Source organism: Streptomyces sp. NPDC040610 (genome assembly GCF_055594065.1).
Map to the genome: position 1 here is coordinate 109,564 of NZ_JBVIXA010000015.1, position 13,131 is coordinate 122,694.

Below are 13,131 nucleotides of genomic sequence, written 5' to 3' on the forward strand. Positions count from 1 at the left end.
ACGATTCTAGGCCGGGGCCCGATCCGCACCCCGGGGCGGATCGGGCGGCGGGGCATGGGCCCGGGGGCGAGCCCCGGCGGCCGGTGTCAGGGCCCGGGTGCCAGCGTCCCGGGAGCCCGCAGGCCAGCGACCCGCGCGAGCCGCCGGAAGCAGTCCTTCAGACCCTCGCGGTCGTACGTGCTCGTGGTCACCAGGACCTCCTGGGCGCCGCTCTCCTTGAGTAGCGTCTCCAGCTCGGCGGCGACCTGGTCCTCGGTGCCGTGGATGTGCCCGCGCAGCCCCGACTCGTAGAAGCCGCGCTCCTTCTCCGTCATCGCGCCCGTCGCCGCGCGCTCCTCGACGCTCTCCGCGGGCGGCAGCGGCGGGAACGTGCCGTGCGTGCGGGAGTACGCCATCGACCAGGCCTCGGGTATGAGCAGACGGCGGGCCGCCTCCTCGGACTCCGCTACGGCGATGGTCCCCGAGATGATCACGTACGGCTCGTTTGACCAGGCGGAGGGCCGGAACGCGGCGCGATAGCGGTCGACGGCGGCGAGCATCTTCTCGCGGCCCCTGATGTCGCCGACGACCATCGGAAGCCCCGCCTCCGCGGCGATCCGGGCCCCCTCGCCGATGGCGAGGACGTACGGCGGGACGCGCATGCCCTCGGCCGGACGCGCGTGCACCCCCGTGTCCGAGGTGCCGCGGAACCAGCCGAGCAGCTCGGTGAGGTGCTCCGCGAAGTCGTCCGCGTCGTGCTTGTCGCGGCCGAGCGCCTTGCGCACCCCGTCCGTGAACCCCACCGAGCGGCCGAGCCCCATGTCGATCCGCCCCGGGAAGAGCGCTTCGAGCACCCCGAACTGCTCGGCCACCACCAGCGGCTGATGGTTCGGCAGCATCACCCCGCCCGTGCCCACCCGGATCGTCCGCGTGGCCCCCGCGACCGCCGCCGCGAGCACCGTCGGTGCGGAACCGGCGACTCCGGGCACGCCGTGGTGCTCGGACACCCAGAAGCGGTGGTAGCCGAGCGCCTCCAGCTCCCGCGCGAGGGCGACGGTGTCCCGCAGGGGCTCCGCGCCGTCGTGCCCCTCACGGGTGCGGGAGCGGTCGAGGACGGAGAACCGCACGCCCCCGGCACCGAGGGCCGCCGTCCGCGGCACATCGCTCTGCTGTCGCTCTCGCACGGGTGCTCCGGGGGAGTGGTGGCCGACTGAATTCCTCTGCGGCTTCCATGATCCGGCAGGTGTGCGGGGTGGGCAAAGTGATTCTGATCTCCGCGGTGCCGGGGACCTCGTGGGCGCTCGGCCGCGGCAGCCGTGCGCCGCGGAGCCCTTCACCAGGCGGGGTGGCCACCTTTTTGTGGGTACTTGGCGGCGTGCGGCAACGGGGTGATCCTGATGAAGGGCGGCCGCGGGGCCACCGGAGCCGAGTGGGAGACGGGGTGATCGCGAGATGCGTCAGGAAGCCGACTGGATGTCGCTGAGCTTCTGCAGGCGGCGGTGGCCCCACTCGGAGACGGGACCCAACGCCTCGGAGAGTTCCCGGCCGAACGTGGTCAGGGAGTAGAAGGTCTTCAGCGGAAGCCCGTCGTGGACCTCCCGGTGCACCAGCCCGTCGGTCTCCATCTCGCGCAGCGCCTGGGTCAGCACCTTCTCGGTGAGGCCCGGCAACCGTCGCCGCAGCTCGCCGGGGCGGCGCGGACCGGATTCCAACTGCCAGAGCAGGGTGGTCTTCCACTTCCCGTCGATCACCGCGATCGCGGCGGTCACTCCGCAGACATCCGGGTCCAGAGCGCGACTGCGCGTCATGGTCGTCCCCCTCATCAGTCAGTACAGCTCGTCCATCAATACACGTTGTCGATATATCTATCTACGGAGTTGAATCATGTCCGTACACACGGAACAGTCTGCCGTCACCGTCCTTGGTCTGGGGCCGATGGGTCGAGCCCTGGCGGGCGCGTTCCTGGACGCCGGTCTGCGCACCACGGTCTGGAACCGGACGCCGGGCCGGGACCAGGAGTTGGTCGCGCGGGGCGCGGCCAGCGCCCCGTCGGTGGAGGAAGCGATCGCCGCGAGCGGGCTGACGGTGGTCTGCGTGGTGAACTACGACGCGGTGGACACCATTCTGCGGCGCGAGGCCGTCACCGACGCGCTCAAGGGGCGCACGGTGGTCAACCTGACCGCGGACACACCGGACCGGGCCCGGGACACCGCGGCATGGGCGGACCGGCACGGCGTGCGCTATCTGGACGGTGCGATCATGACGCCGACGGTGACCATCGGCACTCCGGCCGGGGTGTTCATCCACAGCGGCCCGAAGGACCTCTACGACGAGCACAGGCCCGTCCTTGAGGCGCTGGGCGGCACCCACACCCACCTCGGCGAGGACATCGGCCGGGCGGCGGCGTACGACATCGCGCTGCTCGACATCTTCTGGACCGCCATGGCGGGCTATGCCCACGCCGTGGCGGTGGCACGGGCGGAAGGGATCACCGCGCGTGAGCTGGCGCCGTTCGCCAAGGGGATCGGCGACATCCTCCCGCCCATCTTCGAAGGGCTGTCGGTGGAGGTGGACAACGGAACGGCCTCCGCCGAGGGCAGCCCGCTCACCTCAGTCGCGTCGTCCATGGCTCATATCGTCCACACCTCCGAGGCCCATGGCATCGACGCGGGCGTGATGCGCGCGGCGGAAGGCCTGGCCCGCCGCGCCATCGGACAGGGCCACGGTGCCGAAGGGTTCATACGGGTCGCCGAACTGCTGGGCCGTCGCTGACAGGAATCGAGCCACGTCTCAGGCCGCGGCGAACGCCAGGACCGTGTTGTGTCCGCCGAAGCCCAGGGAGTGGCTGAGTGCCAGGCGTACGGGTTGCGCCCGGGCGGCCGTCGTCACGATGTCGATGCCGGTGGTGCTGTCGTCCGGTGCGGTGAAGTTGGCGGTCGGTGGCACCGTGCCGCCGACGATGCTCAGCACGGTGAGGGCGGCCTCGATGGCTCCCGCGGCCCCCATGGTGTGTCCCAGAACTCCCTTGGCAGATGTCACCGACGGCGGCCTGCGGGGATAGAGCTCCCGGATCACGGTGGCCTCCACGCTGTCGTTGAGGGGCGTGCTGGTGCCGTGGGCGTTGATGTGGTCGACGTCGTCCGGTCCGGCCCCCGTCTGCTCCAGGGCTGTGCGGGTCGCGGCTCGCAGCCCCGCCCCTTCGGGGTGCGGTGCCGTGGGGTGGTGGGAGTCGCTGGTGCTGCCGTGGCCCGCGATGAACGCCAGCGGACGGGCGGCGCGGGAGGCCGCGTGCCGCTCGCGCTCCAGGACGAGCATTCCGCACCCCTCGCCGAGGACGAATCCGTCCCGGTCCCTGTCGAAGGGGCGTGAGGCGCTGCCGGGATCGTGGCTCCGGGGGGACAGCGCGCCCATCTTGGCGAAGGCGGCGGCACACAGGGGCGTGACCATGGCGTCGGTACCGCCCGCGAGGGCGATGTCGCAGGCCCCGGAGTTCAGGAGCAGTCCGGCGGTGATGAGGGCCGTGGCTCCCGAGGCGCAGGCCGTGGAGGTCTGCAGGGAGGGGCCGGTGACGCCGAGTTCGAGGGCGAGATGGCCGGCCGTCATGTTCGGGAGGAAGGCGGGCAGCGTCATGGGCGAAACGACGCCGTGGCCGGTGGTGAGCAGCTTGCGGTGCTGGGTCTCGAGGGTGCCGATGCCGCCCGCCGCGGTGCCGACGACCACGGCCACGCGCGTGGGATCCCACGCGGCGGGGTCCAGGCGGGCCGCGTCGAGGGCCTCTCGGGCGGCGGTCAGCAGGAAGCGCATGCCGGGGTCGAAGCGCCAGAGCCGCCCCCGCCCGCGTTCCATGGGCGGTACCCGGCACGACATGGTCACCGGGCCGCCGCTCAGGGCGGGGTCGGCCTGGGCGGTGGGCCGACCCGCGCACACGGTCTCCCAGGTGGGTCGGACTCCCACCCCTGCCGGTGTCACCAGACCGACGCCGGTGACGGCGATTCTCCCGCTCCCCGGACGGCCTCGCGTCCGGACGCTCACTGCACGGCCTCGCGTCCGGACGCCGGCGCGTCCAGGAGCGAGGTCACCGAACGGGCCACGTCGGCGACGGTGCGGTCGGCGACGGCGGCGGAGTCGTCGAGCGGGATCCCCCACTCCTCCTGGAGCGTGACGTACAGCTCCACCACGGCGAGGGAGTCCAGGTCCAGGTCGGCGAGGGTGGCGTCGGGGCGGATGCGGTCGGCGTCGACCTCGAACTTGTCGCGGATGAGGGTCACGAGGTGGTCGTAGACGGGGTCCACGGATGGCTCCTTGAGAGGTCGGGCGTGCACAGGGGCGTGGTGTCCAGGTCGGTGGGCGGTGCTTCGGACCGGGGGACGGCGGCGGGCCACTTCAGCGCGACGGAGGCCCAGGTGAGCCCGCCGCCGAAGGCGGTCAGGAGCGACCGTTCGCCGGGGGCGACGGCTCGGTGGACGGCGGGATCGGCCAGGACCAGGGGGATGGAGGCGGCCGCGGTGTTGCCGAGTTCGCCGATGTTGCCGAACCGGTGGGCGGGGGCGATGCCGAGGCGGTCGCCGACGGAGTCCAGGATGCGCTGGTTGGCCTGGTGGCCGACGAAGGCCCGCACGGTGTCCGGCGCCCAGTCGGCTCGGCGGAGGGCCGAGCCCGCGGACTGGGTCATCCGGCGGACCGCGTGGGCGTAGACCGCGCGCCCCCGCATGTGGAAGTAGCGTGCGTCCGGTTCGGGCGGCGGCAGGTGGTGCGGATGGCGGGATCCGCCGTACGGGACGGTGATGAGGTCGCTGCCGCTGCCGTCGGCTCCGAGGTCGACGGCCGTGACGGCTCCGGGGGCGTCCCGGGTGCCCGGACCCAACAGCACGGCCCCTGCCCCGTCCCCGAAGATCGGCGCGGTCTCCCGGTCCGTGGGATCGACGATGCTGGTGTAGGTGTCGGCGGCGATCACCAGGACCGTGGAGCAGGTGGCGCTGCGGACGAGAGCCGTGGCCGTGGCCAGGGCGTACAGAAAACCGGAGCAGACGGCCGAGATGTCGAAGGCGGGGATGTGGCCCAGCCCCAGCCGGTGGGCGACGGACGGAGCTGTGGCGGGGCAGGGGTGGTCGGGTGTGCCGGTGGCCAGCAGGAGCATCTCGGGGCGGTGGTCCCCGGCGGAGGCGAGGGCCGCACGCCCCGCGCCGACGGCCAGGTCGCCGGTGCTGGTTGCGGGGTCCGCGTGACGTCGGCGCGCGATGCCCGTGCGGTCGCGGATCCAGGCGTCGTCCGTGCGAAGGGCCCCGCGTGCGACGACCGTGTCGTTGTCGACGACGCGGGGCGGGAGGCAGGCTCCGACTCCGGTGATGGCCGCAGTGGGGGGAGCCGGGCGCACGAGCGCTCGCTCGTCGGCGTTCATGCAGCGGCGAACGGCGAGGGGGGCTTGGGATGCCCGGCCAGGCCGCCGTCGGGTACGGCAAGGCCGCCGTCGACGACGAGCGCGTGCCCGGTCACGAACGACGAGGCCGGGGAGGCGAGGAAGAGCGTGGCCCCGACCACCTCGTCCACGGTTGCCCAGCGGCCGAGCGGCACATGGCTGGTCAGCCAGTCCGAGAGCGCCCCGGCCCCACTGGCGAAGGCGGTCATGTCGGTGCGCGTCCAGCCAGGACACAGGGCGTTGACGCGGACTCCCTGACGCGCCCAGCCGACCGCGAGGCTGCGGGCGAGGGAGAGCTGGGCCGCCTTGGTGGCGGCGTACGCCTCCATCATCGGGGTGCCGACGAGTCCGGCGACGGAGGACATCAGGACCAGACTGGCGCGGCCCGAGTCGGCCAGGTGGGGGTGGGCGGCCCGGCACACCGCGGCCGTCGCGTTGAGGTTGACGGTGACGACGGTGTCCCAGTCCTGCTGACGGCTGTTCTGGAGCGGTGTCAGGAGAGGGCTTCCGTCCGCTGCCGTCGGGAGGGTGCCCGCGTTGTGGACGACGACGTCCAGGCCGCCCAGTGCGGCGGCCGCCCCGTCGACGAGGTCGGCCGCGACGCCCGGCTCCCCGAAGTCCCCGGAGAGGGCCACGGCCTTGCGGCCCCGGTCCTCGACCGCCCGTACGGTGCCTTCGAGGGCGGGCAGCGTCCGGGCGGTCACCGCCAGCTCGCAGCCCGCGTCGGCCAGGGCTTCGGCGACGGCCTTGCCGATGCCCCGGGAGGCGCCTGTCACCAGCGCGCGGGCGCCGTCCAGGCGGAACAGGTCCATGGCGTTCATCGAGGGACTCCTTCGGATTCGGGCGCCGGTGCGGCGAAGGTCGCGGTCGTGGTGGAGACGGGTGCGGCGGCCGACTCCGGGGTGACGGCGCGGGCCCCGCTCCAGGTGAGGAGCGCGCTGCCCCAGGTCATGCCGGCGCCGAAGACGGCCAGCAGGACGCGGTCGCCGGGCCCCAACTGTCCTCGGGCGGCGGCGCGGGCGAGCGCGTACGGCGTGCTCGCGGCACCGATGTTGCCGACCTCGTCGCCGACGACCACCAAACGGTCGGCGGGGATGCCGAGGTCGGCGCCGATCCGCCGCAGCAGTACGGGGTTGGGCTGGTGGGCGACGACGCAGTCGACATCCCCGATGGCCAGCCCGCCGCGTTCCAGCGCATCGGTGATCAGCCTGGGGAAGACGTCGGTGATGAACCGGCCGATGGTGCGGCCGTCCATGCGGATGCAGTGGTCGCGGCCTGCGAGCGTGGCCGCGCTCGCCGGAAGGCGGCTGCCGCCCGCAGGGATGAGGACCCGGTCGGCCAGGGCGCCGTCGGAGCCGAGGCTGAAGTCCGTGAACCCCTGGGAGTCGGCCACCGGTCCCAGGACGGCCGCCGCGGCGCCGTCGGCGAACAGGACGGCGGTGCCCCGGTCCGCCGGGTCGAGGAACTTCGAGTACGTCTCGACGCCCACCACGGCCGCGTACCGGATCCCCTCGGTACCGCGCAGCCAGTCGTGCGCCACCTTGGCCGCGAAGAGCCAGCCCGAGCAGGCGGCGCTGACGTCGAGGGCGACGGCACCGGAGGCACCCACCAGGGTCTGGATCCGGCAGGCGGTCGACGGTCCCAGTTCGTCGGGGGTCGAGGTGCCGCAGACCAGCAGCCCGATGTCGGCGATGTCGATGCCCGCGGCCTCGGCCGCCGACCGGACGGCGTGCGCCGCCAGGTCGGAGGCCGCCTCGTCCGGTCCGGCCACGTGGCGTTTGAGGACACCGGTGCGTTCGCCGATCCACTTCGCCGTCACACCGGCGCCCTCGGCGACCTCGGCGTTGGTGCGTACGGTCGGCGGGAGATGGGCGCCCATGCCGAGGACGCCGATTCGGCGCTCGTACGTCATCGCGTACCTCCTCGGGTCCAGGTGAGCGTGGCCCGCAGCGCGGTGTCGTAGTCCGTGGCGGCCAGCGGGGAGCCCACCACGTCATCGGGATGGGCGAACGCCTCCGTCAGCAGCGGCAGATGAGGTCCGACCGCGTCGCACAGATCGTCGGCGACGGCGGACAGGGCCTGGATGTCCGCCGGTCGAAGCGTCTCGTGAGCGAGGAGTGAACCTGCCCAGCGGCGCGCGGCCATGACGCCGTGCAGGGCCGCCAGCGGCCCAAGGGCCTGTGCCAGGTCGCGGTCGCGCACCCCGTCCAGCGTTCGCGTGACGTCCTCGGCCACGAGCGCGGTCGCGTAGACCTCGCCGAGGAGGCCGACGTCCTCAAGGAGCGGGTTCCAGGCGTCGAACGGGGCGCTCGGGTCAGTGGCGCGCACCTGCTCCGACAGGCGTCGGGTCAGGCTGCCTCGATGCCGCCGCACGGTCGCGGGCCACCAGTGCGGGGACGCGGGTGATGCCGACAGGGCTGCCTCTGGAGCCGGTCCCCCTGCTTCGACCAGGGCGCGGCCGATGTCGTAGAAGATGAGCCGGCTGTCCCCGCCGGCCGCGTCGAAGGCGTGGTGGAAGCCGTGGTACGCGGCCAGGCCGTTCACATCGAGGTGCCCGGAGAAGCCGCAGCGGCTCTGGCAGTCGGCCGCGACCCGGGCGGCCAGCCGGACCGCGGCCGCCTTGTACGCGGCCAGCGGGCGGCTGACGGCGGCCCACGGCGAGAACCCCATCGCCCCGACTCCGTCACCGGCCGGGGCGGCAGGGGCCGCGAGGGACTCCGCCCACAGGGCACGCGCCCCCGCGGCGGCGCACGTCAGGGCGAACGCGTCGGCCAGCGCCCCCAGCACGGCGCGCTGCTGGGTCCGGTACGCGAGCAACGGGACGCCGGGCGCCAGCCTCCCCTGAGTGCGGCGCTGCCGCGCGTAGTTGACGGCCTGTACGGACGACTGGCGTGCGGTCGCGGCCGCGACCGCGGGCATGGTCGCCCACAGTCCCTGCCCCACACGCAGGGTGCGCTGCAGACGCCGCTCGTCCGACCCGGCCGGGTCGTGGAACGTGCCGTCGGCTCCGATGCTCGCGCCGTCGGCCAGCCAGTCGGCGTACGGGACCCGGACGTGATGAAAGCGCACCAGGACGTAGTCGAGGGGCAGTGCGCCCAGGCCGAGCGGCGAGGAGACCTCGACGCCGGGCAGCAGCCCCTCGTCGTCGGTGAGATCGACCACGAACGCGAAGGTCCCGCGGTCGGTTCCGTCCGTGACCAGGCGCGCGAGCACCACGGCCGTCTGCGGTACGTGCAGGGTTCCGGCGCTGCCGAACTTGGCGGCCTGCGGGTCCGGTGTGTGCAGGACGAACGCACCTGTGTCCCGGTCGAGTTCCGCACGCGTCCGGGTGGCGAGGTGGCTGTTGGCCCGGCCGACCTCGGTGATCAGGTAGACGCCCTTGGCCCGGCCCGCCCGCAGCGCCTCCATGCGCGGCCCCAGGTGTTGACCCTGGCCGTCGGCGAGTTGGGCCATGGACCCCAGGCAGAGCAGGTGGTGGACCAGGGCCGCAAGGCACAGGGACGGGTCGGCGACCGCGGCCCAGGCGTGGACGGCGGTCAGCCGCGCCGGATGGTCGAGGAGACGGTCCGCCGTCGGCAGGGTCGCACCCAGCAGCCGGAGCTGGTGCAGCAGTTGGCCGCCATCGCCCTTCGCGGCGCCGGGAGCGCAGGCGGCGGCGAGCGCCTTGTGCAGTGAGGAGAGGAAGGAGGAGTCGCAAGGGCCGTGGAGCAGTCGTTGGATCTCGTCATGGGTGGCCACAGGCAGGGACGCGAGGGGCATCGCTGGTTCTCCAGGTCGGGGAGCGGGGGTCACCAGGGGAAGTCGGGTTCCGCGAGGGGCGCGTGGACGGGTGGTGCGGTGTCCGCGGACAGCACCCTGCGGGCGCTGGAGGCCAGGGCGTTCCCCGTTCCCGCTTCGAAGACGACGTCCGGGAGATGCCGGGCCGCCCGGCGCAGGACAGCGGGCACGACGGCAGGCCGTACCAGGCAGTCGGCCAGGCATCGCGCCAGGTCGTCGTCCGGACGGTAGGGGCGCCCGGCCACGGCGGAGTACACCGGGAAGCGGGCCTCGGACCAGGTGCGGGCGCGCAGTGAGGTGGCGAACGCCTCGGCCTGCACGGCGAACGACGGGTGGTGGGAGGAGAACGGCAGGCGCAGCCGTGCGGCGGGCACGTCCGAGTCCGCGGCCGTCCTCTCGACACGGACCAGGTCGGGCACGGGCCCGGCCACCACCACCGACCGGTCGTCGTTGACCACGGCCACCACCGCGTCCGCCGCCCCCGCCCGCTCCAGCAGACGCCGGGCGGTGGGCTCCGGGCAGGAGAGCAGGGTCAGTCCGCCGGGGCAGGAGGCGAGCACAAGCGCGAGATCATGGGCCGCGTGTGCGCCGTCGTGGACGCTGAGGACTCCGGCGGCGGTCAGGGCGGCGATCTCGCCGAAGCTCACGCCGACGGCGGCCGACGGCGCTCCATAGGCGGCGCACAGTGCCTCGTGGACCGCCACGGACGCGCCGAACAGGACGAGTTGAGCCACGCCGGTGGCCTCGTGCGCGAGCTCCCTGCCGTTGGGGGGATTCGGTCCCAGCAGCCAGGGGCCGAGCGGCCGCACACCGCGCGCCACCGCGATGTCGTCGACCTCCTGGAAGACCTGACGGACGACGCAGAGCACGCCGCCGTCGGCGCGGGCGGCACGTACCAGAGCGCTGACGGAGAAGTCCCCTTGCCCTGGGAACAGATGGACGGAACGCCGCCAGTCGGACGGACGCCCCGGTCTGAGCGCGGTGCTGGTGTACATCTCACCCTTCCGTTCGGACAGGTCAGCTGTGCACAAGGGGCGTACGGCCGCGACGCGTGCTCGACCCGTGCGCACTGTGCGCGGCCGCCCATGGAGGCACACCCTGAGCCTGCACGCCCGAAAGCGCTTCCAGTGGCTATGCGGGAGGCAAACCTGTTGAACACATGCGCGTGTTGAACGCCGGTACTGACGCACGGCGAAGTGGGACAGTTAAAGGAGCGTGCGATCGCCCCGTACACCGAACCAGGCCCTGCGCGTCCTCCTGGCCGAAGCCGGATGGACCGGTGCCCACCTGGCGCGCCAGGTCAACGCGCTCGGCGCGGCCCAGGGAACCCCACGCCACTACGACCGCACCGCGGTCGCCCACTGGCTGGCCGGCAGCCGCCCGCGCCCACCCGTGCCCGAGCTCGTCGCGGAGGCCCTCTCCCGGCACCTCGGCAGGACCGTCCGAGCGGAGGACACCGGCCTGCTCGGCACCGGACCGTGGGACCACGGCGTCGGGACACCGCCGGGTGAAGGGAGCGCCGTGGAACGCCTCGACCGGGTACTGCGCGACACCGGTCGGCGCAGCGTCGCACTCCTCGGCGCCTACTCGCTCGCGGCGCTGGCCGTCCCGCACGGACCACTGCCCTCGACAGGCCTGAGCGCGTCCACGGCCGCCCCGCCGGCGCGCGTCGGCAGCGCCCACGTGGCCTCCGCCAGGGAACTGCTCGCCCTCTTCTCCCGAGCCGACGCCTCCTTCGGGGCCGGGCCGGTACGCGAACCACTGCGCCTGTTCCTCTCGACGACGCTGCTTCCCTGGCTCAGGTGCGCCATGAAGCCCGCCGTCCGGCGCGAGTTGTTCACCGTGGCCGCCCAGCTCACCTACCTCTGCGCGTTCACCCACTTCGACATGAACCGCCATGCCGCCGCGCAACGCCTCTACCTCACCAGCATCGAACTCGCCCGCGAGGCGGGAGACCCGGTCGGACACGCGCTCGGTCTGCGCGGACTGAGCGTGCAGGCCCACGCTCTGGGGCACTTCACCGAAGCCCAGCGCCTGGCCGAAGCCTCCGTGCGCACGGGCGCACGTCACGTACCGCCGCACCAACAGGCGTTCCTCTTCGGTCAGTTGGCGGTCGCCGAGGTAGGGCTCGGCGGCACCCGCGCCAGCCGGCTGCTGGCCGCGGCCGAACGGTGCCTGGAAAAGTCGTCGTCCAGCGCCTCACCGGTCGGTGCCTTCCACCACGGCTCCCTGGCCCTTCAGCACGCCGCCGTGGCCAGAAGCCTGGGTGACAACCGCGCGGCCACCCGGGCACTCGGCCTGTCTCTACGGTCCCGCCCGGTCGACGAACGCCGGTCCGGTGCCCTCGGCCTCGCCGAACTGGCCGAGGTCCAGCTGGCGGCCGGTCACCTCGAGCAGGCGTGCCGGACCTGGCGCGACTTCCTCGATGTGCATCCCCAGGTACGCAGTGCTCGCGCCGACGACCGGTTGCGTGCCCTGATCGCGGCGCTCCGGCCCAACGCCACGCACCCCGCCGCCGCGGCGCTCCTGGCGCGGTCACGCGAGATGCGCCGTGGCGGCAGTCGCGGCGGCGACCGCACGCGCCGTCCCGGACGCGTTCCGTGAGCGATCCGGGCGGGGCGCCGCTCCGCTCTGCCTCCGCTGCCCCAGCAGGGTGAAATCGGAAACCAAGGTGGATAGGAGGCGATTCCGGCCTGTTGGATGGTGGTCGCGGCCTCTCCTGCACCCACCCCCATCACCTACGTCTGTTCCTGTGACTCACCTACGTATGTTCCTGCGACCCCCACCAGGAAGATGAACCGAAGCGTCCTCTCCGAAGTACTTCACTCGACCACCCTGCACATCACCCAGGGCGCGCTCGTCGTGGCCAGATCCTTCAAGCACCCCACGCGCGGCCTGGTCGACTGCCCGGCCCACCACCTGCTCGCCGCGCATGCCCGGCGAGCGGGCCTCACCGCCAACAGCCTCTGCTTACCGGACACCGACCTGTGGGACGCCCTCCCGGAGGCGCCGACCATGGTCTTCACCGTCTCCTACGAGAAGCCGGAAGGCGGGCATCGCGGCCTCGCCCTCGCCGCGCGCGGCGACGACCCCGCCGCGATCGCCTTCGCACGCCGACAGATCGAGTCCTGGCGAGCCGTACTGCGCACACGCCGGGTGCTGTACGTGGTCGCACCGACGGCCGGGGGCGCTGCCGGGGGACCTCGCACGCCCGGCTCCGCGGTGCCGCCGCAGACGACCGACGGTCCCCGCGGCCCGGGGCAGCCGTGCGGCTGCCCCGCCGATGTCCCGTGCCCCGCGGCCGCGCACGCGCACCGCGCCGTGCGCCGGTTCCTGGACCAGGGGGACCAGGTGGTCGTCGTGGGGGTACCGGCCGTCGGCGCCGGGGCATGGTCGGCGCAGACCCTCGGGGGAAGCGCCGTCCTGGTACGGACCCCGCACGAAGCGGAGTTCGTCGCCCTCGCCGACCCCGACCGCCTGGCATTCGTCGTCGCCCCCGGTGCCGTCGTGTCCGCGGTGACCGAGATCCTGCACGTGTTGCGCCGACGCTGCCCCCGGCTGCGCGGCCAGCATCCGCGGGAATGGTGCTACACCATGGACGATCTGCACACGGTCGTCGCCTCGACGCTGGCCCAGTCCGACACGCTGCTGGTCGCGGGCCAGGCTTCCGCCCCCGCGGTCAGGAACGCGATCACACAGGCCGCCGCGGCCCGCGTACGGGTCCGCGACGTCACCGAGCTGGCGAATCTGCGCCCCGGCGACATCGACGGTGCGACGATCGCCTTGCTGGACGTGACACCGGACGGGCGGAGCCGACGGGAGGTCGGCCAGGCCCTGGACGGCCTGGGACCGGCGAGCCACGTCCGCCGCGAGGTCCGCTCGTACCCCGAGCCGTCCCACGACGCGGCCCGGCGGATCGCGGCGAGATGATCCACTCGCGGCGCGGGCGGCGAGGGCGG

The 13,131-nt window shown here is 73.4% G+C and carries 12 protein-coding genes; 3 read left to right on the forward strand and 9 right to left on the reverse strand.

Annotated elements, in window-relative coordinates; translation table 11 throughout:
- Window positions 1-86: 86 nt before the first annotated feature.
- A complete protein-coding gene (locus ACZ6AA_RS35210; RefSeq protein ID WP_471462523.1) occupies window positions 87-1,163 on the reverse strand; it encodes an LLM class flavin-dependent oxidoreductase in 1,077 nt (358 codons plus the stop codon).
- A gap of 273 nt (window positions 1,164-1,436) precedes the next feature.
- Entirely contained in the window at window positions 1,437-1,787 is a 351-nt protein-coding gene (locus tag ACZ6AA_RS35215; RefSeq protein WP_468460692.1) for a winged helix-turn-helix transcriptional regulator, read from the reverse strand.
- Window positions 1,788-1,863: 76 nt separating this feature from the next.
- On the opposite strand from ACZ6AA_RS35215, the gene ACZ6AA_RS35220 reads away from it, so the two are divergent.
- Complete coding sequence (locus tag ACZ6AA_RS35220; protein ID WP_471462525.1) at window positions 1,864-2,751, forward strand: NAD(P)-dependent oxidoreductase; 888 nt, start codon at window positions 1,864-1,866, stop codon at window positions 2,749-2,751.
- 18 nt (window positions 2,752-2,769) lie between these two features.
- Here the strand turns inward: ACZ6AA_RS35220 and ACZ6AA_RS35225 are convergent, their stop codons facing one another.
- Genes ACZ6AA_RS35225 through ACZ6AA_RS35255 form a run of 7 tightly spaced genes read right to left on the reverse strand, consistent with a single transcriptional unit; the run spans window position 2,770 to window position 10,167 of the window.
- Window positions 2,770-4,011, reverse strand: coding sequence for a beta-ketoacyl-[acyl-carrier-protein] synthase family protein (locus ACZ6AA_RS35225; RefSeq protein ID WP_468460688.1), 1,242 nt, complete (start codon window positions 4,009-4,011; stop codon window positions 2,770-2,772).
- Window positions 4,008-4,271 carry an acyl carrier protein gene (locus tag ACZ6AA_RS35230; RefSeq protein ID WP_468460686.1) on the reverse strand — a complete coding sequence of 88 codons (264 nt, stop codon included), beginning with the start codon at window positions 4,269-4,271 and terminating at the stop codon, window positions 4,008-4,010. The genes ACZ6AA_RS35225 and ACZ6AA_RS35230 overlap by 4 nt, the downstream gene beginning before the upstream one ends.
- Window positions 4,244-5,377: a beta-ketoacyl-ACP synthase III gene (locus ACZ6AA_RS35235; protein ID WP_468460684.1), complete on the reverse strand. Its 1,134-nt coding sequence runs from the start codon at window positions 5,375-5,377 to the stop codon at window positions 4,244-4,246. Before ACZ6AA_RS35235 ends, ACZ6AA_RS35230 begins: the two co-directional genes overlap by 28 nt.
- Window positions 5,374-6,216, reverse strand: coding sequence for an SDR family NAD(P)-dependent oxidoreductase (locus ACZ6AA_RS35240; protein ID WP_468460682.1), 843 nt, complete (start codon window positions 6,214-6,216; stop codon window positions 5,374-5,376). The genes ACZ6AA_RS35235 and ACZ6AA_RS35240 overlap by 4 nt, the downstream gene beginning before the upstream one ends.
- Complete coding sequence (locus tag ACZ6AA_RS35245) at window positions 6,213-7,307, reverse strand: 3-oxoacyl-ACP synthase III family protein (RefSeq protein WP_471462528.1); 1,095 nt, start codon at window positions 7,305-7,307, stop codon at window positions 6,213-6,215. Before ACZ6AA_RS35245 ends, ACZ6AA_RS35240 begins: the two co-directional genes overlap by 4 nt.
- Entirely contained in the window at window positions 7,304-9,154 is a 1,851-nt protein-coding gene (locus ACZ6AA_RS35250; protein WP_468483341.1) for an acyl-CoA dehydrogenase, read from the reverse strand. Before ACZ6AA_RS35250 ends, ACZ6AA_RS35245 begins: the two co-directional genes overlap by 4 nt.
- Before the next feature lie 29 nt (window positions 9,155-9,183).
- Window positions 9,184-10,167, reverse strand: a complete 984-nt coding sequence (locus ACZ6AA_RS35255; protein ID WP_468460676.1) for an acyltransferase domain-containing protein — start codon at window positions 10,165-10,167, stop codon at window positions 9,184-9,186.
- Window positions 10,168-10,387: 220 nt separating this feature from the next.
- Here ACZ6AA_RS35255 and ACZ6AA_RS35260 point away from each other — a divergent pair, with 220 nt between their 5' ends.
- Entirely contained in the window at window positions 10,388-11,776 is a 1,389-nt protein-coding gene (locus ACZ6AA_RS35260; protein WP_468460674.1) for a hypothetical protein, read from the forward strand.
- 189 nt (window positions 11,777-11,965) lie between these two features.
- Window positions 11,966-13,102, forward strand: a complete 1,137-nt coding sequence (locus ACZ6AA_RS35265) for a 4-hydroxy-3-methylbut-2-enyl diphosphate reductase (protein ID WP_471462530.1) — start codon at window positions 11,966-11,968, stop codon at window positions 13,100-13,102.
- Window positions 13,103-13,131: the final 29 nt, after the last annotated feature.

Coding starts and splice junctions, on each gene's coding strand:
- ACZ6AA_RS35215 (WP_468460692.1), bottom strand. CDS start 1,787: ATGACGCGCAGTCGCGCTCTGGACCCGGATGTCTGCGGAGTGACCGCC.
- ACZ6AA_RS35220 (WP_471462525.1), top strand. CDS start 1,864: ATGTCCGTACACACGGAACAGTCTGCCGTCACCGTCCTTGGTCTGGGG.
- ACZ6AA_RS35235 (WP_468460684.1), bottom strand. CDS start 5,377: ATGAACGCCGACGAGCGAGCGCTCGTGCGCCCGGCTCCCCCCACTGCG.
- ACZ6AA_RS35240 (WP_468460682.1), bottom strand. CDS start 6,216: ATGAACGCCATGGACCTGTTCCGCCTGGACGGCGCCCGCGCGCTGGTG.
- ACZ6AA_RS35245 (WP_471462528.1), bottom strand. CDS start 7,307: ATGACGTACGAGCGCCGAATCGGCGTCCTCGGCATGGGCGCCCATCTC.
- ACZ6AA_RS35250 (WP_468483341.1), bottom strand. CDS start 9,154: ATGCCCCTCGCGTCCCTGCCTGTGGCCACCCATGACGAGATCCAACGA.
- ACZ6AA_RS35255 (WP_468460676.1), bottom strand. CDS start 10,167: ATGTACACCAGCACCGCGCTCAGACCGGGGCGTCCGTCCGACTGGCGG.
- ACZ6AA_RS35265 (WP_471462530.1), top strand. CDS start 11,966: ATGAACCGAAGCGTCCTCTCCGAAGTACTTCACTCGACCACCCTGCAC.